Source organism: Pseudomonas sp. 58 R 12 (assembly GCF_900005865.1).
Classification (GTDB): Bacteria; Pseudomonadota; Gammaproteobacteria; order Pseudomonadales; family Pseudomonadaceae; genus Aquipseudomonas; species Aquipseudomonas tritici.
The window spans coordinates 32,743-54,026 of record NZ_CVTP01000014.1 but is presented as its reverse complement, the minus strand read 5'-3'; the positions used below and the strand labels follow the sequence as shown (position 1 = coordinate 54,026).

Below are 21,284 nucleotides of genomic sequence, written 5' to 3'. Positions count from 1 at the left end.
ATGCTGGAAACAGTCGTAGTCGTTTTTCATCTGTTGGCTGCCTTGGGCGTAGTTGCCCTGGTTTTGCTGCAACAGGGTAAAGGTGCAGATGCTGGTGCGTCTTTCGGTGCAGGTGCTTCAAATACTGTATTCGGAAGCCAAGGTACCTCTACCTTTCTTAGTAAGTTTACTGCTATACTTGCCGCCGGTTTCTTCATAACCAGCTTAGGGTTAGGTTACTTTGCTAAAGAGAAAGCTCATGTGCTGACTCAAGTAGGTTTGCCAAACCCAGCAGTGTTGGAAGTACCAAAAGCAAAACCGGCTTCTGATGATGTCCCGGTGCTTCAAGAGCAAAAGTCGGCTACTCCAGCGACTGACGTGCCTCCAGCTCAAGAGCAGAAGTAAGAAGGTTGTAAACGCTGTATTGCCGAGGTGGTGGAATTGGTAGACACGCAACCTTGAGGTGGTTGTGCCCATAGGGTGTAGGGGTTCGAGTCCCCTTCTCGGTACCAATTATCAGGAAAGCCCGCTGTTGCGGGCTTTCTTGTAGGTGGAAGGTTACATTGACCCTGTTGGGGATCAGTCGTATACTTCCGCCCCAGCTTTGTCGCGGGGTGGAGCAGTCTGGTAGCTCGTCGGGCTCATAACCCGAAGGTCGTCGGTTCAAATCCGGCCCCCGCAACCAGTTTTAGCGGAGCCCCTTTTAAGGGGCTTTTTGTTAGCTGGACACTTTCAACGCCGCTGTTCGACGGCGTTTCAAGGATGGGCGTTTCGCCCATTTTTTTATTTTGCACAGCATGCACATACATGCACGAGGGGGTTCAGGTGTCGAGCAAGCTAGAAGAGTTGCAGGCCTTGCTGGCCCCGGTGGTCGTGGCCCTAGGCTATGAATGCTGGGGTATTGAGTTTTCGGCTCAAGGTCGCCACTCAATGTTGCGCGTTTATATCGATAAAGAGGGCGGCGTGCTGGTGGACGATTGTGCCATTGTCAGCCGTCAGATCAGCGGTGTGCTGGATGTTGAAGATCCAATTGCCGTTGAATACACCCTCGAAGTTTCCTCGCCAGGCATGGAACGCCCACTGTTCACTATTGATCAGTTTGCAAAATTTGCCGGTGAACAAGTGAAGATCAAGCTGCGATCCCCATTCGAAGGGCGACGCAATTTTCAGGGCCTTCTGCGCGGTGTAGAAGAGCAGGACGTTGTGGTGCAAGTGGAAGACCATGAGTTCCTGTTGCCGATCGATATGATCGACAAGGCCAACATTATTCCCAGTTTTGGCTGAGACGCGGATCCCGCGGATCCAATGGCTTGCGAAAGGCGAGGCGTACGATGAGCAAAGAAGTACTGCTGGTTGTTGAGTCGGTATCCAATGAAAAGGGCGTACCGGCAAACGTGATTTTTGAAGCGCTGGAGCTGGCCCTGGCCACTGCTACCAAAAAGCGTTTTGAAGACGAAGTAGATCTGCGTGTGGAAATCAACCGCCACACCGGTGCCTATGAGACTTTCCGTCGCTGGACGGTCGTCGAAGAAGCCGATCTTGATGATCCGGCCATCGAAACCTGGCCGAGCAAGGTTGCCGAAACGCACCCTGGCGCCAATGTCGGTGATGTCGTAGAAGAAAAGATCGAATCGATCGAGTTCGGCCGTATTGCTGCACAGACCGCCAAGCAGGTCATCGTGCAGAAGGTTCGCGAAGCCGAGCGCGCTCAAGTTGTTGACGCTTATCGCGAGCGCCTGGGTGAAATCATCTCCGGTACCGTGAAGAAAGTCACCCGCGACAACGTGATCGTTGACCTGGGCAACAACGCTGAAGCGTTGCTGGCCCGTGAAGACATCATCTCTCGCGAAACCTTCCGTGTCGGCGTGCGTCTGCGTGCGCTGCTCAAGGAAATCCGCACCGAGAACCGCGGTCCTCAGTTGATCCTGTCGCGTACCGCGCCGGAAATGCTGATCGAGCTGTTCCGTATCGAGGTGCCGGAAATTGCCGAAGGCCTGATCGAAGTCATGGCTGCGTCCCGCGACCCGGGTTCGCGCGCCAAGATCGCGGTCCGTTCCAAGGACAAGCGTATTGATCCGCAAGGTGCTTGCATTGGTATGCGCGGTTCGCGCGTCCAGGCAGTGTCTGGCGAATTGGGCGGTGAGCGTGTGGATATCGTGCTGTGGGACGATAACCCGGCTCAGTTCGTGATCAACGCAATGTCGCCGGCTGAAGTGGCGGCAATTATCGTTGACGAGGATGCCCATGCAATGGACATCGCCGTCGGCGCAGACAACCTGGCTCAGGCCATTGGTCGTGGTGGTCAGAACGTGCGTCTGGCCAGCCAACTGACCGGTTGGACCCTGAATGTGATGACCGAATCGGACATCCAGGCTAAGCAGCAAGCAGAAACCGGTGACATCCTGCGCAACTTTATCGAAGAGCTCGAAGTCGATGAAGACCTGGCACAGGTGCTGGTAGATGAAGGCTTCACCAGCCTGGAAGAGATTGCCTACGTACCGTTGGAAGAAATGCTCAACATCGACGGCTTTGACGAAGACACCGTCAACGAGCTTCGCGCTCGGGCCAAGGATCGTTTGTTGACTAAAGCCATCGCTACTGAGGAAAAGCTGGCAGACGCCCATCCGGCCGAAGACCTGCTCTCGCTTGAGGGTATGGACAAGGATTTGGCGATGGAACTGGCGGTGCGCGGCGTAATTACCCGCGAAGACCTGGCCGAGCAGTCTATTGACGATCTGCTCGACATCGACGGCATTGACGAAGATCGTGCCGGCAAGTTGATCATGGCCGCCCGAGCCCATTGGTTCGAGTAACTAGGCGCGGCCTGAGGAGAGAAGTGCATGACGCAAGTCACGGTGAAACAACTGGCCGATGAGGTCAAAACACCGGTAGAGCGCCTGTTGCAGCAGATGCGTGAGGCAGGTCTGCCGCACACCGCCGCCGATGAAGGTGTGAGCGATAGTGAGAAGCAGTCTTTGCTGACTCACTTGAAGAGCAGCCACAAGGCGAAAGTGGAAGAACCGCGCAAGATTACATTGCAGCGCAAAACCACCAGCACACTGCGTGTTGCGGGTAGCAAGAGCATCAGCGTTGAAGTACGCAAGAAGAAAGTCTTCGTACAACGCAGCCCGGAAGAAATCGAAGCCGAGCGCAAACGCGATCTGGAAGAACGTCGCGCAGTAGAAAATGCTGCTCGTCAGAAGGCTGAAGAAGAAGCCAAGCGTCGCACCGAAGAAGAAGCGCGTCGCCAGCCTGCGACTACTGAAGCGGTCTCCGCGCCTAGCGCGCCAGTAGAAGCTGTGCGTGAAGCCGCTCCGGTTGCCGCGGCACCAGCACCTGCTGCTGATGCCCGCAAGCGCGAAGAGCCTCGCCGTCCGGACAAGCCACGTGCTGACGATAACAATCGTCGCGGCGGCGGCGGTGATGGCGAGCGCAAAAATGCTCCGCATCGTGCCTCGGTCAAAGAGAAAGCGCCTGCGCCACGCGTTGCCCCACGTACTACCGACGAAGAAAGCGATAGCTTCCGTCGTGGTGGTCGCGGCAAGGCCAAGCTGAAAAAACGCAACGCTCACGGTTTCCAGAGCCCAACCGGCCCTGTCGTGCGTGATGTGCAGATCGGCGAGACCATCTCTGTTGGCGATCTCGCCAATCAGATGTCGGTCAAGGCTGCTGAAATCATCAAGTTCATGTTCAAACTGGGCACCCCAGCGACCATCAACCAGGTGCTTGATCAGGAAACTGCTCAACTGGTAGCCGAAGAGCTGGGCCACAAAGTGACCCTGGTCAGCGACACCGCCCTGGAAGATTCCCTGGCCGAGTCCCTGAAGTTTGAAGGTGAGACGTTCTCCCGTGCGCCAGTTGTGACCGTAATGGGCCACGTTGACCATGGTAAAACTTCCCTGCTCGACTATATCCGTCGTGCCAAGGTAGCTGCTGGCGAAGCCGGTGGTATCACCCAGCACATCGGTGCGTACCACGTTGAAACCGAACGCGGCATGGTCACTTTCCTCGACACCCCTGGTCACGCCGCGTTTACCGCAATGCGTGCCCGTGGTGCCAAGGCGACTGACATCGTGATCCTGGTAGTTGCAGCGGACGACGGCGTGATGCCGCAGACCATTGAAGCTGTCCAGCACGCCAAGGCTGCGGGTGTTCCACTGGTTGTTGCCGTGAACAAAATCGACAAGCCGGGCGCCGATCTCGATCGCATCCGTAGCGAACTGTCGGTTCACGGTGTGACTTCCGAAGAGTGGGGCGGTGATACGCCGTTCGTTTCAGTCTCGGCGAAAGTCGGTACCGGTGTAGACGAGCTGCTCGAAGCTGTTCTGCTGCAAGCTGAAGTACTCGAACTGAAAGCAACCCCATCGGCCCCAGGTCGCGGTGTTGTGGTTGAATCGCGTCTCGACAAAGGTCGTGGCCCGGTTGCAACTGTTCTGGTTCAAGACGGTACCCTGCGCCAAGGCGACATGGTGCTGGTCGGTTCGAACTATGGCCGTGTACGTGCCATGCTCGATGAGAACGGCAAGCCAATCAAAGAAGCCGGTCCTTCCATCCCTGTCGAGATCCTCGGCCTGGACGGTACTCCGGACGCTGGCGACGAGATGAGCGTGCTGTCGGACGAGAAGAAAGCCCGTGAAGTGGCTCTGTTCCGTCAAGGCAAGTTCCGCGAAGTCAAACTGGCTCGTGCTCACGCCGGCAAGCTGGAAAACATCTTCGAAAACATGGGCCAGGCAGAGAAGAAGACGCTCAACATCGTCCTCAAATCTGACGTCCGTGGCTCTCTCGAAGCGTTGAACGGCGCCTTGAACGGCCTGGGTAACGACGAAGTGCAAGTGCGCGTTGTCGGTGGCGGTGTTGGTGGTATCACCGAATCCGACGCCAACCTGGCACTGGCTTCCAACGCTGTACTGTTCGGTTTCAACGTGCGTGCCGATGCTGGCGCTCGCAAGATCGTCGAGCAGGAAGGCCTGGACATGCGTTACTACAACGTCATCTACGACATCATCGAAGACGTCAAGAAGGCCCTCACCGGCATGCTTGGCAGCGATGTCCGGGAGAACATCCTGGGTGTGGCCGAGGTGCGTGATGTGTTCCGCTCGCCGAAATTCGGCGCGATCGCCGGTTGCATGGTTATCGAAGGTGTTGTGCACCGTAACCGTCCAATCCGTGTACTGCGTGAAGACATCGTTATCTTTGAAGGCGAGCTGGAATCCCTGCGCCGCTTCAAGGATGACGCTTCCGAAGTGCGTGCCGGCATGGAATGCGGTATCGGCGTCAAGAGCTACAACGACGTTAAGCCTGGCGACAAGATCGAAGTTTACGAGAAGGTCCAGGTTGCTCGCAGCCTCTAACTCGCGCACTTCAGGAGCCACGCGGCGTGTGGGCATGCAAATGTCCCACGCTGTGTCCGGACTCTAAACGCAACGCCCGGTCTGGCTTTTGTCAGGCCGGGCGTTTGCCGCTTTCAGACCCCACGGGTTTCACCGTGTGGCAGTAACAGGTAACAAGACATGGCAAAAGAATACAGCCGTACCCAGCGTATCGGCGATCAGATGCAGCGCGAGCTGGCCCAGCTGATCCGTCGCGAAGTCAAAGACCCTCGCGTTGGTCTGGTCACCATCACCGCCGTTGAAGTGAGCCGTGACGTGGGTCACGCCAAGATCTTCATCACTGTGATGGGGCAGGACAACAGCGAAGAAATCGCACAAAGCATCAAGGTGCTCAACTCGGCAGCGGGTTTCCTGCGCATGCAGTTGGCCCGTGAGATGAAGCTGCGCAGCGTTCCTCAGTTGCACTTCCACTACGACGAAAGTGTCGTGCGTGGTGCGCACCTGTCGGCTCTGATCGAGCGCGCCGTGGCTGAAGACAGCCAGCGCCCGTCCACACCTGAAGACGCCAAGGAGTAAGCGGTGGCTCAGGTCAAACGTATACGTCGCAATGTCAGCGGCATCATTCTGCTCGACAAACCCATTGGCTTTACCTCCAATGCCGCGTTGCAGAAGGTCCGCTGGCTGCTCAATGCCGAGAAGGCCGGGCACACCGGCAGCCTCGACCCCTTGGCCACCGGCGTGTTGCCGCTGTGCTTTGGCGAGGCGACGAAGTTCTCGCAATACCTGCTCGATTCCGACAAGGGTTATGAAACCCTGATGCAACTGGGCAAGACCACCACCACGGCCGACGCCGAAGGTGATGTTTTGCAGGTTCGCGACGTGACCGTTGGTCGTGCTGATATTGAAGCTGCTCTACCCGGTTTTCGTGGGCAAATCAGTCAGATACCGCCGATGTACTCGGCGCTCAAGCGCGATGGGCAGCCTCTTTACAAGCTGGCACGTGCCGGCGAAGTAGTGGAGCGAGAACCGCGTTCTGTTACTATTGCGCGCTTGGAATTGCTCGCCTGTGAAGGCGACACCGCCCGCTTGGCCGTGGACTGCAGCAAAGGCACCTATATCCGTACCCTGGTGGAAGATATTGGTGAAAAGCTCGGTTGCGGCGCGTACGTTGCAGAATTGCGACGCACCCAGGCCGGTCCTTTCAGCCTGGCCCAGACGGTCACGCTGGAAGAGTTGGAAGCGGTGCATGCTGAAGGTGGCAACGAAGCGGTTGATCGCTTCCTGATGCCTTCAGACAGCGGCTTGCTGGATTGGCCATTGCTGCACTTCTCGGAGCACAGCGCGTTCTACTGGCTCAACGGCCAACCGGTACGTGCCCCGGATGCCCCGAAGTTCGGTATGGTGCGGGTGCAGGATCATAACGGTCGCTTTATCGGTATCGGTGAAGTGAGCGAAGACGGGCGCATCGCGCCGCGTCGACTGATTCGGTCAGAATGACCGAACGAGTGTGGCTGTTAACAGGCATGGTCAACACTCATTTTTAGATACAGGGATTTGTCCCTGGCCTGTTGAAACTGCCCTTTGGGTGGTTTCCTGAAAAAAGGATTGCCTCATGGCTCTCGACGTTCAAGAAAAAGCACAAATCGTAGCTGACTATCAGCAAGCTGTTGGTGACACTGGTTCGCCAGAAGTGCAAGTTGCACTGCTGACCCACAACATCAACAAGCTGCAAGGTCACTTCAAGGCCAACGGTAAAGACCACCACTCCCGTCGTGGTCTGATCCGCATGGTAAACCAGCGCCGTAAGCTGCTGGACTACCTGAAAGGCAAGGATCTGGGTCGCTATCAGGCTCTGATCGGTCGCCTGGGTCTGCGTCGCTAATAAGCGATTGCGCTAGAGGTTGGTTGTCTGCCGTGTGTCAGTGGGATTCCCGCTGGCCCATGGCAGGCTCCCAGCCTCAAGTTTTATCTGGATACACGTTTTACCCTGGACGAGGGTCGGGCCGATTCCCGACATTGCCCAAGAATTTCGCAAGAAGACAAGTTCCCCAAGAGCCACAAAGAAGGTAGGACACCGTGAACCCGGTTATCAAAAAATTCCAGTTCGGTCAGTCGACCGTTACCCTCGAGACAGGCCGTATCGCCCGTCAAGCCTCCGGCGCAGTGCTGGTTACCGTTGACGACGACGTTACCGTTCTGGTGACCGTTGTTGGCGCCAAGACCGCTGACCCGAGCAAAGGCTTCTTCCCTCTTTCCGTTCACTACCAGGAAAAGACTTACGCTGCCGGTAAGATCCCTGGCGGTTTCTTCAAGCGTGAAGGCCGTCCTTCCGAGAAAGAAACCCTGACTTCCCGACTGATCGACCGTCCGATCCGTCCGCTGTTCCCAGAAGGCTTCATGAACGAAGTGCAGGTTGTCTGCACCGTCGTTTCCACCAGCAAGAAGACCGATCCGGACATCGCTGCGATGATCGGTACCTCGGCTGCCCTGGCTATTTCGGGTATTCCTTTCGATGGCCCGATCGGCGCTGCCCGCGTTGCCTTCCACGAAAGCACCGGTTACCTGCTGAACCCGACTTACGAGCAACAGAAAGCTTCGAGCCTGGACATGGTCGTAGCCGGTACCTCGGAAGCCGTGTTGATGGTTGAATCGGAAGCCAAAGAGCTGACCGAAGACCAGATGCTGGGCGCCGTGCTGTTTGCTCACGACGAGTTCCAGGTTGTGATCAACGCTGTTAAAGAATTGGCTGCCGAAGCTGCCAAACCAACCTGGGCTTGGGCTCCACAGCCTGAAGCTACCGCATTGTTGGGCGCTATCCGTGCCGAGTTCGGCGACGCGATCTCCCAGGCATACGCCATCACCGTCAAGGCCGACCGTTACGCTCGCCTGGGTGAGTTGAAGGATCAGGTTGTTGCCAAGCTGTCCGGTGAAGAAGGCCAGCCTTCTTCCAGCGAAGTCAAAGCTGCCTTCGGTGAAATCGAATACCGCACCGTTCGCGAAAACATCGTTAACGGCAAGCCACGTATCGACGGTCGCGACACCCGCACTGTACGTCCGCTGAACATCGAAGTCGGCGTTCTGCCTAAGACTCACGGTTCGGCCCTGTTCACCCGTGGTGAAACTCAGGCTCTGGTCGTTGCGACCCTGGGTACTGCCCGTGACGCGCAGCTGCTGGACACCCTGGAAGGCGAGAAAAAAGACCCGTTCATGCTGCACTACAACTTCCCTCCGTTTTCGGTGGGCGAGTGTGGTCGCATGGGTGGCGCTGGTCGTCGCGAAATCGGTCACGGCCGTCTGGCTCGTCGTTCGATCGCCGCCATGCTGCCTGCTGCTGACGTGTTCCCGTATACCATCCGCGTTGTGTCGGAAATTACTGAGTCCAACGGTTCCAGCTCCATGGCTTCGGTCTGCGGTGCTTCCCTGGCGCTGATGGACGCTGGTGTGCCGATGAAGGCACCGGTTGCCGGTATCGCCATGGGCCTGGTTAAAGAAGGCGAGAAGTTCGCCATCCTGACCGACATCCTGGGTGACGAAGACCACCTGGGCGACATGGACTTCAAAGTGGCCGGTACCGCCAAAGGTGTTACCGCGCTGCAGATGGACATCAAGATCAAAGGCATCACCGAAGAGATCATGGAAATCGCTCTGGGCCAAGCCCTGGAAGCGCGCCTGAACATCCTCGGCCAGATGAACCAGATCATTGGTCAGTCCCGTACCGAACTGTCGGAAAATGCTCCGACCATGATCGCGATGAAAATCGACACCGACAAAATCCGTGATGTTATCGGTAAAGGTGGCGCGACCATTCGTGCGATCTGCGAAGAGACCAAGGCTTCGATCGACATCGAAGACGACGGCTCGATCAAGATCTTCGGCGAAACCAAGGAAGCTGCAGAAGCGGCGCGTCAGCGCGTTCTGGGCATCACTGCGGAAGCCGAGATCGGCAAGATCTACGTCGGTAAGGTTGAGCGCATCGTCGACTTCGGCGCATTCGTTAACATCCTGCCGGGCAAAGACGGTCTGGTTCACATCTCCATGCTGAGCGACGCCCGCGTTGAGAAAGTGACCGACATTCTGAAAGAAGGCCAGGAAGTGGAAGTACTGGTACTGGACGTGGACAACCGCGGCCGTATCAAGCTCTCCATCAAGGACGTAGCAGCAGCCAAGGCTTCGGGCGTTTAATTACCCCAAAGCTGTACGCTGAAAAAGGGACTCTTCGGAGTCCTTTTTTTATGCCTATAAGAAAATGTCTAAAAATCAGTCGCTTAGTTATATCTAAAACCCGCAACTTGCATGCAGGCAAGCTCATGTTCATGCAAGTTGCACGATTCCGAAAATTAGCAATTTTATTAAGCTGTTGATTTATAAGGGTTTAATTTGATGCGGAGAGTTGGCACAGTGCCTGCAACAACCCTGTTAGCGCTGCAGCATCAAGGTTCACACACTGCAGTCTTTTAATAAAACAGGAGTTACTCGTATGAAGAAGTTCGCTCTCGCTACCGCAACTGCTACCGCTCTGACCCTGGCCATGGCTAACGCTGCCTTCGCCCAACCTTCCCAGGCCCCTATGACTCTGGCGGCCGGTGAAGTGACCCAGGCCAAGGAAGCTACTTCGGACACTTGGATCACCACCAAAGTGAAAGCCGACCTGCTGACAGAAAAAGGTATTCCTGGTTCGGACATCAAAGTTGAAACCAACAACGGCGTGGTTACCCTGTCCTCCGACGTGAAGATCTCTGCCTCGCAAAAAGCGACCGCAGTCGCCATCACCAAGAAAATCAAAGGTGTGAAAGCTGTTTCTGCTGACAGCCTGCACGCAGGTGGCGCATACAAAGCTGACAACGTCGACAAAACCAAGGTCGCCGCTGCTGATGCTAAAGGTGCAACCTCCGATACTTGGATCACCACCAAAGTGAAAGCTGATCTGGTCACCGAGAAAGGCATTCCTGGTACCGACATCAAAGTCGAAACCAACCAAGGTGTGGTCTCGCTGTCGTCGACTACTGCTGTGACTGAAGCGCAGAAAGACACAGCTGTAGCGATCACCAAGAAAATCAAAGGCGTTAAAGCTGTATCGGCTGATGGCCTGAAAGCAGAGTAACGCTCCAGAATTCGCCTGAACTAGGCGCCGGCGGCGACGAGTGAGCTAGATATACACTCAACGCACCTTCACAAGTTCATGCGACCGACCACACGGATGTGGTCATTACAGGCCCCGGCACTTGTGTCGGGGCCTGTTCTATTCTGGCTCGGAATACATTCTGTAGGCTTATGAAGAACAAATGTGGGAGCGGGCTTGCTCGCGAATACGGAGTGTCAGTCAACTTATAAGCTGCTGATACACCGTATTCGCGAGCAAGCCCGCTCTCACTTTCAGATGTGTATGGCTGCCCGGTTACTCAGCATCCAGATGCATCGGCGTCACCACTCGACCATCCTTCTCTGCCTGCCCCAGGTTGGCATCGATGAAGTACACCCGGTCATCTTCCAACTGTCCTTTGTCTACCAGGTAATCCTTGATAGTGCTTGCGCGGTCTTGGCCCAACTGGCGCAGCAACACATCACTGCCACTCCAGAATTTGATCACGCCGTCCTTCAGCTTGGCGGTACGTTCATCGCGGCTGAGGTCTTTCCACTCCGCCGGCGGCTGCTGTTTCAGACGGGTGCGGTAGATGCCTTCCAGCAACGGTGCTTTTTCACTTTCCGGTACTTCCAGCAAGGACGCCTGGGCCGGAACCTTGTCACCGCGGCGTTGCAGCATCTTGTAGTAGTTGTATTGGTATTCGCGTTCCAGGCGCTGCGCGGCGAGGAGCGGCCCGTCACTGCTGGCAGCGGCCGTGCCTTCGATTTCCAGGCGCAGGGCAGGGCGCTCTTTAAGCGCCTTGGCCAGCGTGTTCAAGGCGCCTTCGGCGTCTTTGTTCAGCTCGCTGGAACCCGGGCCGAACGAGACATTACCGAGGTCTTCCGAGCCCCCACCGGTCACCAGCCCACCGATAAACTTGAAGGGCGCCGTCGCCGCGCGGACCACGAGATTGCGCAGGGTTTGCCAAACGATCGGCATTACGCTGAATTGTGGATTGTTCAAATCGCCCGTCACCGGCAACTCAATGGTGATTTTGCCGTCACTGTCCTTGAGTAGCGCAATCGCCAGGCGAATCGGCAAGTCCACCGCATCAGTGCTGTCGACCTTCTCGCCCAGTTGCAATTGCTCGACCACCACTTTGTTTTCGGCCTTCAATTGGCCCTTGGTGATCACGTAGTGCAGGTCAAGGTTGAGTCGGCCCTTGCGGATACGGAAGCCGGCGAATTTGCCAGAGTAGGGCGTCAGGTTAGTCAGTTCGACGCGCTTGAAGCTGGTGGCGATGTCCAGCGCTGCCATTGGATCAAACGGATTCACGCTGCCTTTGATGGTAACGGGCGCGTAACGGTCCACCTTACCCTTGATGTCGACGCTGGCCGGTTTGGCCTGTCGGCTGTCGATAGTGCCGATTTGTCCGTTGAGTTGTTGAATCGCCGTGGCGAAGTTAGGTGTGAGGCTGAAGTCGGCAAAGTTGGCGGAGCCGTCGTTGATCGCAATCTGGCCGATACGAATGCCAAGGGGCTTATCTTTGCTGGCCGGTTTGGCTGCCGACTTGGCACCACTGTCGGCCGGCTGTGGAATCAGCAGGTCGTCGATGTTGGTGGTGCGGTCATCATTGATCATGAAGCGCGCATACGGTTGCAGCAGGTTGACCTTGTCGATCGACAGGCTGTCGCCGTGCTGATAGTTCACGCCTTCGAGTACCAGACGCTGCCATTTGAGGAAATCGCGCGTTTTGAGTGTGTCGAGGGTGTGCAGTTGGTCGACCTGCGCCCGACCGGTGACCTGCAACTTCAGAGGGGCGGTGCCTTTCAGGTTCACATCGAGATTGCTGCCGAGCATGCCGCTACGCAGTTCCAGGCGGATGAACGGACTGATGTAGGACTGGGCGACCCGCAGGTCGATGTCCTGGGTATTGACCTTCAGCTTGGCGCTGACTGGGTTGAGGTTGACCTCGCCGGTCGCCTGGATTTTGCCTTGCTTGCCCAGCCCCGTGTCGAGCTTCACGGTGAACGGGTTCTGGTTGAGGCTATCGAAGTTCTGCACATCGACGTTCAACGGCCCCAGTTCCAGCGCTACCGCCGGTTTGGCCTGACGGTCGGCCAGGTGCACTTGATAGTTGCGTAGTTGCACATCCTTGAGCAGCACCTGCCACGGTTTGCTCGGCGCCGCAGGTTCGGCTTTTGGCGAGTCGGCAGTGGCCGGAGCGCTGGCAGGCTCGGGCGCCTTGGCGGGTTTACTGGGTTGGCTGGCGAACAGTTTCTGCCAGTCCAGTTGCCCATCGGCCTCAAGGGCCGCCCAGGTTTCCAGCTTGTTGCTGCGGATCTTACCGACGATTACCTGCTGCTTGGCCAGGTCCACCGTGGTCTCGCTGACGTCCAAGCGCTCCAGGCGCACCAACGGGCGGCCGTCCGGTGCCTTGATGGCAAATGGCGCGATGCTGGCGGCGGTGTTGGTCAGGTTCAGTTCAGTCTCTTTGGCCAGGCTGAACGTGTATTCGGTGCTGAAGTTGAGCACACCGTCTTCCAGCACCAGGGGCAACGCATCACGTACATAGGGCCACCAGGCTTTCATCTTGCCATCGGTGACCTTCAGCGTACCTTCGGAGGTAATCGGCACCAGGCTGAAATTACCTTTCCAATCGATTCTCCCACCGTCAGGCCCCGCCGCGACCAGCGTCATGTCGGCATTGTCTTCCGGCAGGGTGCTGAGGTTTTTTAGCTCGAAGTCGAGTGAGTCGTATAGAAATTCGATAGGTTCGCTGGGGCGCAAGTCTTGAAAGTGCACATAGCCGCCCGACAATTTGATGCCGTCGACACGCAGCGGGAAAGGCTTGGCATCCGGATCGGCCGGGGCGGGCTCGCTGGCGGGCAGCTTGAACAACTGCGCCAGATTCAACTTGCCGGACTTGTCGAACAGCAACTCGGTCTTGGGCTTGTCCAATTGCACATCAGCCAGATGCAGGGCTCGGGTCCATAGACTGTCGATTTGCAGGTTGGCGTAGAGGCGTTCGAAACCCACTTGTTCTTTGCCAGGCTCGCCTATTTTGAGCCCCCATGCCGTCACTTCCAGGCTGAACGGGTTGAGCTCTATTCGCTCGAGCCGTGCTGGCACCGTGGCGTAATTGGCCAGTTGCTGGTTGGCAATGCGAAGCGCGATACCGGGGAGAATCAAAAAGCCCAGCGAGCTGTAAAGGGCAAGGGCGGTCAACAAAGCGCCAGCGGCGCGAATCAATCCTTTGGGCATGGGGCGGCGCCATCTATATCAAACAAGAGTGCCTTGGAGTATGGCACGGGTTTTCGGTTCCGAAGCGCAGGGCCTTTGGGAAACGTCTTACAGTTGGAGTATCAGGGTTTTCAGCGGTGGCTGTTGATCCTGTGAGGGAAAGTCCGCACCGGGCGTCATGATTGTCCAGTCACGCACCGGGCGCCCGGCCTTTTCCGCACAACGCAGCACCTGTTCGCGCCAATCCTCCATGCTGACCTTTGCCAGGTTGTTGCAGCAGATCAGCACGCCGTTGTCAGCGGTGGCAAGCAACGCGGGTTTGAGCAGGCTTTGATAGTCGCGCAGCAGGTCGACGGTGCCGAACGCGCTCTTGGCCCAGGCGGGAGGGTCCAGCAATACCAAGTCGTATTGACGTTGCTCCAGGCGCGGATAGCTCGGCAGTTTCTGCCCGCGACGCTGGGTGATCGGCAGGCCCGCCAGTTGGCGGATCGCCGGGAAGTAGTCGGATTGCACGAATTGCATGGTCGGCAATTGTGGGTTCAGCAGGCCATTTTCGCGCCCGACTGCGAGGTTGCCCTCGGCGAAGTCCAGGTTACACACCTCGCGGGCACCACCGGCGGCCGCGCTCAGGCCGACGCCGCAGGTGTAGGCGAACAGGTTCAGCACGCTTTTACCGGCGCTGTGTTCCTTGACCCAGCCACGGGTGTTGCGCAGGTCGAGGAACAGCAGCGGATCCTGCCCGGCATGCCGCCCGCGTACGCGGTAATTGAGCCCCCACTCGTGACCCACCAGGTCTTCCAGTGCAGCAGGTTCGGCACGATACACCGTGTCTTCGCGGTCAATGCGCGAATTGCCACGGGAGCGGTCGTTGTAGACCAGTAGCAATTCCAGGCCCAAGTACTGGTTGATCTGTTGATGCAGGTCCAGCAGGTCTGCCGTTTCCAGGGATTGGTGAAAGCTCTGCACCAGCAGCTGAGGCCCGTAGCGGTCGATGGTCAGGCCGCCGGCGCCTTCCTGGCTGCCGTGGAACAGCCGGTAGCAGTCGGTGTCTTGGGCGTGCAGTTCGCTGATCAGGTCTTGGCGATGATCGAGGGCGGCGCGCAGCGCCTGATTCAAGGAAGACATGGAGCGCGCCTTGCTGGGGAAATGAGGGCGCGAAGTTTAACAGTTATGCGCCGTCGCCTACATCAACCCCATCCGCCGATGGGCCCGTTGCACCGAACCATTGCGCATCGCCCAACGCAGCATCGGCGCACTGCGTTTGACCCCGGCACGGATCATCTGGCGTTGCAGCGGACTCTGGTGCTGACCGAGCATGGCGCTGGCCCAGTCTGGCAGCAGGTCGATCCCGGCCCGCATCATCAAGGCGCCAAAGGGCTTGGCAAGCGTACTGGGGGAGGGCGCATTCAGCAGCAGGCGCAACACTTCCCGGCTGCGGTCATCGCACAGCAACTGCGGACGGATGCGTGCCAGATAATCCGACACTTCCTGCCGGGAATGCGGAACATCCTGCGCGCCCAGACGCTCGGCCACCAAGGCAATTTCACTGTAGTAACGGTCCTGGTCTCGACCTGAAAGGTGCGGGTTGCGGTAGCGAAGGTGGGCGGCCAAGAAGTTACTGACCTCCGCGACATGCACCCAAGTCAGCAGCTCCGGGTCGCTGGCCGCATAAGGTCGCCCGTCCGGCGCATGGCCGACCACCTGCAGGTGAATGGTGCGGACTTTCTCGATCAGCCATTCGGCATCTTTTCGCGAGCCAAAGGTGGTGCCCGAGATGAACTGCGAGGTACGCCGCAACCGCCCGAGCATGTCCTGGCGAAAATTAGAATGGTCCCACACGCCCGCCAGGGCCAGTGGGTGCAAAGCTTGCAGCATCAAGGCACTGATGCCGCCGATAAGCATGCTGCTGAAATCGCCATGTACGTGCCAACTCACCGAGTCGGGCCCGAACAGACCGGGGTCGCCCTTGGGGTTTTCCAGGTCCAACTGGCCCAGCGACAAGCCGGTCAGGCTCATCAGCTGGTTTTCGATACGGCTGCGGATAAATTCCATGGCGACTCGGGGCTTCCTATCGGTTCAGGCGTTTGTCGATCAAACCCTCTACGACGCTCGGGTCGGCCAGGGTCGAGGTATCACCGAGGCTGTCGAGTTCGTTGCAGGCGATCTTGCGCAAAATCCTGCGCATGATCTTGCCGGAACGGGTTTTCGGCAAGGCCGGTGCCCATTGGATCAGTTCGGGCTTGGCAAAGCTGCCGATTTCCTTGCTGACCAAATCCAGCAGGTGCTTTTTCAGCGCATCGTCGGGTTCCACGCCGTTCATGGGCGTGACAAACGCATAAATGCCCTGGCCTTTGACGTCGTGGGGGTAACCCACCACGGCGGCTTCGGCCACCAGGTCATGCAGGACCAGCGCGCTCTCCACCTCGGCGGTGCCGATGCGGTGGCCAGACACGTTGATCACGTCATCGATACGCCCGGTGATCCAGTAATCGCCGTCTTCATCGCGCCGCGCGCCGTCGCCGGTGAAGTAATAACCGGGGTAGGGTTTGAAATAGGTGTCGATCATGCGCTGCGGATCGCCGTAAACACTGCGGATCTGCCCGGGCCAGCTGGCTTTGATCGCCAGCACACCGCTGCCGGCGCCGCTGAATTCCTTGCCGTGCTCGTCAAGCAATACGGGTTGTACACCGAACATCGGCTGGGTCGCACAACCGGGTTTGATCCGCTGGGCGCTGACCAAGGGGCTGAGCATGATGCCGCCGGTTTCGGTCTGCCACCAGGTATCCACAATCGGGCAGCGCTGTTCGCCCACCGCGTTGAAGTACCAGTCCCAGGCTTCCGGGTTGATCGGTTCGCCGACGCTGCCCAGTAAGCGCAGGCTGGCGCGGGACGTGTTTTCCAGCGGGCCGTGGCCTTCGCGCATCAACGCGCGCAAGGCAGTGGGCGCGGTGTAGAAGATGTTGACCTTGTGCTTGTCGATCACCTGCCAGAAACGCGAGCTATCCGGGTAGCTTGGCACGCCTTCGAACATCAGCGAGGTCGCGCCATTGGCCAGCGGGCCGTACACGATGTAACTGTGGCCGGTGACCCAGCCCACATCGGCGGTGCACCAGAACACCTCGCCATCGCGGTAGTCGAGCACGTATTTGAAGGTCATCGCCGCTTGCAGCAGGTAACCGCCCGTGGTGTGCAGAACGCCCTTGGGTTTACCGGTGCTGCCGGAGGTGTAAAGGATGAACAGCGGGTCTTCGGCGTCCATCGGCTCGGGCGGGCAGTCGCCGCTTGCGGCATCCAGAGCCTGTTGATACTTGAGGTCGCGGCCTTCGGTCCAGTTAACGGTCGCACCCGTGCGTTCCACCACCAGCACCGTACTGACGTTCGGGCAGTTGGCCAGGGCTTTGTCGACATTCTGTTTTAGCGCCACTGGCTTACCGCCGCGCACGCCTTCGTCAGCGGTGATCACGGTGCGGCAGTCTGCGTCGAGAATACGGTCGCGCAGGGCGTCCGGCGAGAAACCACCAAACACCACGGAATGCACCGCGCCAATCCGCGTGCAGGCGAGCATGGCGTAGGCTGCTTCCGGGATCATCGGCATGTAGATGCACACCCGGTCGCCTTTCTTCACGCCGCGGCTTCTCAGCACATTGGCCAGGCGGCTGACGTTCTGGTGCAGTTGGCGGTACGTGATTTTGGAAGATTTTGTCGGATCATCGCCTTCCCAGATGAAGGCCGGCTGATCGGCGCGTTGCGCCAGGTGACGGTCGATGCAGTTGTAGCTGACGTTCAACTGGCCGCCGGCAAACCATTGCGCAGCACCGGTCTTGATGTCTGAGCGTTGAACGGTGTGCCAAGGGGTTATCCAGTCGAGAAAGCCTTTGGCCTGTTCAGCCCAGAACGTGTCCGGTTGATCGATGGATTGGCGATAGAGGCGCTGATAGTCCTCTTGACTGAGTTGCGCAGCCCGGCGGACGGCATCGGCGGTGGGGAACGTGCTGATATCGAACATGAGCGATCCTTATTCTTGTTTTAGCAACAAGTCATAAAGATGCACCCAGCAGGAGGAGGGTTCAAGGCCAACCTCCAAACGGACGTTGGCCCTGCAATACCTGAATCAGCCGCGGTGACGACCACGGAAGTAGTTGATCAGGCCCTGGGTCGACGCATCGTCAGCCAGGGTTTCCTCGGCACCGGTCAGGCGGTTGTAGACGCCCTTGCCCAGCTCTTTGCCAAGTTCCACACCCCATTGGTCGAAGGCGTTGATACCCCAGATCACGCTCTGCACGAACACTTTGTGCTCATACATGGCAACCAGCGCGCCCAAGCGGCGCGGGCTGATACGCTCGACCACAAGGGTGTTGCTCGGACGGTTGCCCGGGATCACCTTGTGCGGGGCAAGCTTCTGCACTTCTTCTTCCGAGATGCCCTTGTCGCGCAACTCGGCTTCGGCTTCGCTGCGGGTCTTGCCGAGCATCAGCGCCTGGCTCTGGGACAAGCAGTTGGCATACAACCACTGATGGTGGTCGGACACCGGGTTGAAGCTGACGATCGGCACGATGAAGTCGGCCGGGATCAGTTGGGTCCCTTGGTGCAGCAACTGGTGGTAAGCATGCTGACCGTTGCAGCCCACGCCGCCCCAGATCACCGGGCCGGTATCGGTAGACACGGGGGTGCCGTCCTGGCGCACGCTCTTGCCGTTGGATTCCATGTCCAACTGTTGCAAGTGCTTGGTGATGTTACGCAGGTAGTGGTCGTACGGCAGGATCGCATGGCTCTGCGCACCCCAGAAGTTGCCGTACCACACGCCCAGCAAGCCCAGCAGCACCGGCATGTTGGCTTCGAATGGCGCGTTCTGGAAATGCTGGTCCATGGTGTAGGCACCGGACAGCAGTTCCTTGAAGTTGGACATGCCGATGGCCAGGGCAATGGGCAAACCGATGGCCGACCACAGCGAGTAACGGCCGCCGACCCAGTCCCACATCGGGAAGATATTTTCTTCGCGGATGCCGAAAGCCACGGCAGCCGCATTGTTGCTCGACACGGCGATGAAGTGGCGATACAGCTCGGCTTCCGAGCCACCCTGGGCCAGGTACCAGGCGCGGGCGGCCTGGGCGTTTTTCAGGGTTTCCAGGGTGTTGAAGGATTTCGACGAGACGATAAACAGGGTGGTCTCGGCGCGCAGCTTCATGGTCAGCTCATGGAACTCGCTGCCGTCGATGTTTGCCAGGTAATGGCAGCGCACGCCTTTATGGGCATAAGACAACAGCGCCTCGGAAACCAGCTCCGGGCCGAGGAACGAGCCACCGATACCGATGTTCACGACGTCGGTGATCGGCTTCTCGGTGTAGCCACGCCACAAACCGTCGTGGATGCGGCCGACCAGGTCAGTGATCTGGTTCAGCACCTTGTGCACGTCCGGCATGATGTTCACGCCGTTGACCGACAGCTTGTCACCCACTGGGCGGCGCAGGGCGGTGTGCAGGGCAGGGCGGCCTTCGGAGGAATTGACTGGCTCGCCCGCGTACAGCGCATCGATCGCGCCTTTGAGATTCACTTCCTTCGCCAGGGACACCAGCAGGTCGCGGGTTTCGCTGGTGATCAGGTTTTTCGAGTAATCGAGGAAAAGTCCGCAGCTGCTCAAGGTGAACTGGGAAAAACGCTGAGGATCGGCATTGAACGCTTCGCGCATGCTGAAATCCTGCATGGCTTGGCGGTGTTGATTGAGCGCTTGCCAGGCGGGCAGAGCGGTAACGTCATGAGGAGTGCGGTAGTACGCCATCGCTGCGGGTTTCCTTTTATTACGGGGACTGCCTTTAGGACACTTCTGAGCCCGGAACGTCCAGTCTTTCATCAAGGAATGGGTTCGGGACAGCGCTAACCATAGCGCAGGTCGATTACATTAAACCTAGCGTGTCGATATGTCTTGGCTTTGTCTGCGCTTATGCCGGTACTTTTTTGCACCGGCACTTTTTATTGACGCAGGGAGAAGGGCAACTGCAAGGGGTCAGTCGAGGGTCAGATGCAGGTTGTCGATGAGGCGAGTGGCGCCCAGGTAGGCGGCCACCAGAATGACGATATCCCGATCCTCGGCAGTGGCCGGGCGCAGATGCACACCTTGGCGTACTTCGAGGTAGTCCAGGCGCAACCCGGCGGTTTCGATGTGCTGGACCTGTTCGGCGCGCAACGTCGCGAAGTCGTGGTCACCGGCTTTGATCGCAGCAGCGATCTGGCTGAGGCAGCGATACAGCACCGGCGCAATAGCGCGTTGCTCGTCGGTGAGGTAGCCATTGCGTGACGACAGCGCAAGGCCGTCGTCGGCGCGCACGGTGGGTTCGCCGACGATCTGGATCGGCATGTTCAGGTCATGGACCATGGCGCGGATTACGGCGAGTTGCTGGTAATCCTTCTGGCCAAATACGGCCATATCCGGCTGGACCATGTTGAACAGTTTGCTGACCACCGTCGCTACACCTTCGAAATGCCCCGGGCGGCTGGCGCCGCACAGGCCTTCGGACAGTTGCGGCACGCTGACGCGAGTTTGGCCGGTCATGCCGCCGGGGTACATTTCTTCGACGGTAGGTGCGAACAATAGATTGCAGCCAGCTTGCAGCAGCTTTTCCTGGTCGGCAGCCAAGGTGCGCGGGTATTTGTCCAGGTCTTCACCGGCGCCGAATTGCAGCGGGTTGACGAAGATGCTGGCGACCACGAAGTCCGCCTGCTGGGCTGCCTTGGTCACCAGGGTGGCGTGACCGCTGTGCAAGTTGCCCATGGTCGGCACGAAGCCTATGCGCTTGCCGGCGCTGCGTGCGTGAGTCACGGCAGCACGCAATTCGCGTACGGTTTTTACGGTGTTCATGCAGAGAATCCGTGTTCGGCGCCAGGGAACGTCACGCCTTTGACTTCAGCAACATAGGCGCTCAACGCGTCGTGGATACTGGCCTGGCCAATCATGAAATTCTTAACGAATTTCGGCACGCGGCCGGTGATCGACAGGCCGAGCATGTCGTGTAACACCAGCACCTGGCCATCGGTTGCGGAGCCCGCGCCGATACCGATGACTGGCACTTTGACGGCCTGGGTGATTTCGGCGGCCAGTTCGCTCGGCACGCACTCGAGCAGGATCATTGCCGCGCCTGCTTGTTCCAGGGCGATTGCATCGGCACGCATCTGCCGTGCCTGCGCCTCATTGCGGCCCTGTACCTTGTAACCGCCGAGGAGGTTCACCGACTGTGGGGTCAGGCCCATGTGTGCGCACACCGGCACACCACGCTCTGCCAGTAGGCGGATCGATTCGGCAAGCCACACCGCACCTTCAACTTTGATCATGTGCGCACCGGCTTGCATCAACTTGCCGGCATTCTGGAAAGTCTGTTCGAGCGTCGCGTAACCCATGAACGGCAGGTCGGCGATGATAAACGCGCCGTCGTTGCCGCGCTTGACGCTGGCCGTGTGGTACGCCAATTCATCGGTGGTGACGGGCAGGGTGCTGTCATTCCCTTGAAGAACCATGCCCAGGGAGTCGCCCACCAGCAACACTTCAACCCCGGCCTGGCAGCTGGCGTGGGCGAATGTGGCGTCATAGCAGGTCAGCATGGTGATTTTTTCACCCTTGAGCTTGAGGCTCTGCAAGGTGGTCAGGGTAATGTCTGGCATGAAAAGGGTCCTCGTTCAGG

Annotated in this window: 16 protein-coding genes and 2 tRNA genes; 11 read left to right on the top strand and 7 right to left on the bottom strand. The window is 58.3% G+C overall.

The features are described from left to right. The 11 genes from secG to BFP95_RS07770 all read left to right on the top strand — a co-directional run bounded on the left by secG (position 1) and on the right by BFP95_RS07770 (position 10,410). A complete protein-coding gene (secG, locus tag BFP95_RS28830; protein WP_083207073.1) occupies positions 1-384 on the top strand; it encodes a preprotein translocase subunit SecG in 384 nt (127 codons plus the stop codon). A gap of 21 nt (positions 385-405) precedes the next feature. Further along, a tRNA-Leu gene (locus BFP95_RS07815) sits at positions 406-491 on the top strand. A gap of 96 nt (positions 492-587) precedes the next feature. Beyond that, a tRNA-Met gene (locus tag BFP95_RS07810) sits at positions 588-664 on the top strand. Positions 665-804: 140 nt separating this feature from the next. Further along, a complete protein-coding gene (gene rimP / locus BFP95_RS07805) occupies positions 805-1,263 on the top strand; it encodes a ribosome maturation factor RimP (protein WP_049713475.1) in 459 nt (152 codons plus the stop codon). 47 nt (positions 1,264-1,310) lie between these two features. Next, positions 1,311-2,792, top strand: coding sequence for a transcription termination factor NusA (gene nusA / locus BFP95_RS07800; protein WP_049711491.1), 1,482 nt, complete (start codon positions 1,311-1,313; stop codon positions 2,790-2,792). Between the two features lie 27 nt (positions 2,793-2,819). After that, positions 2,820-5,330, top strand: coding sequence for a translation initiation factor IF-2 (gene infB, locus BFP95_RS07795; protein ID WP_065881646.1), 2,511 nt, complete (start codon positions 2,820-2,822; stop codon positions 5,328-5,330). Positions 5,331-5,489: 159 nt separating this feature from the next. Next, the gene (gene rbfA, locus BFP95_RS07790; protein WP_065875288.1) at positions 5,490-5,885 is read left to right on the top strand and encodes a 30S ribosome-binding factor RbfA; all 396 of its coding nucleotides are present in this window, start codon (positions 5,490-5,492) and stop codon (positions 5,883-5,885) included. A gap of 3 nt (positions 5,886-5,888) precedes the next feature. Continuing rightward, positions 5,889-6,806 carry a tRNA pseudouridine(55) synthase TruB gene (truB, locus tag BFP95_RS07785; protein WP_016976825.1) on the top strand — a complete coding sequence of 306 codons (918 nt, stop codon included), beginning with the start codon at positions 5,889-5,891 and terminating at the stop codon, positions 6,804-6,806. Positions 6,807-6,921: 115 nt separating this feature from the next. Then, positions 6,922-7,191: a 30S ribosomal protein S15 gene (rpsO, locus tag BFP95_RS07780; protein WP_003176135.1), complete on the top strand. Its 270-nt coding sequence runs from the start codon at positions 6,922-6,924 to the stop codon at positions 7,189-7,191. A 194-nt stretch (positions 7,192-7,385) separates the two neighbouring features. Next, positions 7,386-9,491, top strand: a complete 2,106-nt coding sequence (gene pnp / locus BFP95_RS07775) for a polyribonucleotide nucleotidyltransferase (protein ID WP_057725022.1) — start codon at positions 7,386-7,388, stop codon at positions 9,489-9,491. Positions 9,492-9,786: 295 nt separating this feature from the next. Then, on the top strand, positions 9,787-10,410 hold the full coding sequence (locus BFP95_RS07770; RefSeq protein WP_049711496.1) for a BON domain-containing protein: 624 nt from the start codon (positions 9,787-9,789) through the stop codon (positions 10,408-10,410). Between the two features lie 294 nt (positions 10,411-10,704). Here BFP95_RS07770 and BFP95_RS07765 read toward each other — a convergent pair whose 3' ends face one another. From BFP95_RS07765 to panB, 7 genes are all read right to left on the bottom strand, one after another. Continuing rightward, complete coding sequence (locus tag BFP95_RS07765; protein ID WP_065909738.1) at positions 10,705-13,635, bottom strand: DUF748 domain-containing protein; 2,931 nt, start codon at positions 13,633-13,635, stop codon at positions 10,705-10,707. 87 nt (positions 13,636-13,722) lie between these two features. Next, positions 13,723-14,739, bottom strand: coding sequence for a class I SAM-dependent rRNA methyltransferase (locus BFP95_RS07760; RefSeq protein ID WP_065875675.1), 1,017 nt, complete (start codon positions 14,737-14,739; stop codon positions 13,723-13,725). A 57-nt stretch (positions 14,740-14,796) separates the two neighbouring features. Further along, positions 14,797-15,666, bottom strand: a complete 870-nt coding sequence (locus tag BFP95_RS07755) for an oxygenase MpaB family protein (RefSeq protein ID WP_065875676.1) — start codon at positions 15,664-15,666, stop codon at positions 14,797-14,799. 16 nt (positions 15,667-15,682) lie between these two features. Further along, the gene (acs, locus tag BFP95_RS07750) at positions 15,683-17,620 is read right to left on the bottom strand and encodes an acetate--CoA ligase (protein WP_065909736.1); all 1,938 of its coding nucleotides are present in this window, start codon (positions 17,618-17,620) and stop codon (positions 15,683-15,685) included. 105 nt (positions 17,621-17,725) lie between these two features. Continuing rightward, positions 17,726-19,390, bottom strand: coding sequence for a glucose-6-phosphate isomerase (gene pgi / locus BFP95_RS07745; protein ID WP_065875678.1), 1,665 nt, complete (start codon positions 19,388-19,390; stop codon positions 17,726-17,728). Positions 19,391-19,615: 225 nt separating this feature from the next. Then, on the bottom strand, positions 19,616-20,467 hold the full coding sequence (panC, locus tag BFP95_RS07740) for a pantoate--beta-alanine ligase (protein WP_065881639.1): 852 nt from the start codon (positions 20,465-20,467) through the stop codon (positions 19,616-19,618). Continuing rightward, the gene (panB, locus tag BFP95_RS07735; RefSeq protein ID WP_049711503.1) at positions 20,464-21,264 is read right to left on the bottom strand and encodes a 3-methyl-2-oxobutanoate hydroxymethyltransferase; all 801 of its coding nucleotides are present in this window, start codon (positions 21,262-21,264) and stop codon (positions 20,464-20,466) included. Before panB ends, panC begins: the two co-directional genes overlap by 4 nt. Positions 21,265-21,284: the final 20 nt, after the last annotated feature.

What these genes read in the sequence shown, in the direction of transcription:
- panC (WP_065881639.1), bottom strand. Translation starts at nt 20,467, where the DNA reads ATGAACACCGTAAAAACCGTACGCGAATTGCGTGCTGCCGTGACTCAC.
- panB (WP_049711503.1), bottom strand. Translation starts at nt 21,264, where the DNA reads ATGCCAGACATTACCCTGACCACCTTGCAGAGCCTCAAGCTCAAGGGT.
- rbfA (WP_065875288.1), top strand. Translation starts at nt 5,490, where the DNA reads ATGGCAAAAGAATACAGCCGTACCCAGCGTATCGGCGATCAGATGCAG.
- BFP95_RS07765 (WP_065909738.1), bottom strand. Translation starts at nt 13,635, where the DNA reads ATGCCCAAAGGATTGATTCGCGCCGCTGGCGCTTTGTTGACCGCCCTT.
- infB (WP_065881646.1), top strand. Translation starts at nt 2,820, where the DNA reads ATGACGCAAGTCACGGTGAAACAACTGGCCGATGAGGTCAAAACACCG.
- acs (WP_065909736.1), bottom strand. Translation starts at nt 17,620, where the DNA reads ATGTTCGATATCAGCACGTTCCCCACCGCCGATGCCGTCCGCCGGGCT.
- secG (WP_083207073.1), top strand. Translation starts at nt 1, where the DNA reads ATGCTGGAAACAGTCGTAGTCGTTTTTCATCTGTTGGCTGCCTTGGGC.
- nusA (WP_049711491.1), top strand. Translation starts at nt 1,311, where the DNA reads ATGAGCAAAGAAGTACTGCTGGTTGTTGAGTCGGTATCCAATGAAAAG.
- BFP95_RS07760 (WP_065875675.1), bottom strand. Translation starts at nt 14,739, where the DNA reads ATGTCTTCCTTGAATCAGGCGCTGCGCGCCGCCCTCGATCATCGCCAA.
- rpsO (WP_003176135.1), top strand. Translation starts at nt 6,922, where the DNA reads ATGGCTCTCGACGTTCAAGAAAAAGCACAAATCGTAGCTGACTATCAG.
- pgi (WP_065875678.1), bottom strand. Translation starts at nt 19,390, where the DNA reads ATGGCGTACTACCGCACTCCTCATGACGTTACCGCTCTGCCCGCCTGG.
- BFP95_RS07770 (WP_049711496.1), top strand. Translation starts at nt 9,787, where the DNA reads ATGAAGAAGTTCGCTCTCGCTACCGCAACTGCTACCGCTCTGACCCTG.
- BFP95_RS07755 (WP_065875676.1), bottom strand. Translation starts at nt 15,666, where the DNA reads ATGGAATTTATCCGCAGCCGTATCGAAAACCAGCTGATGAGCCTGACC.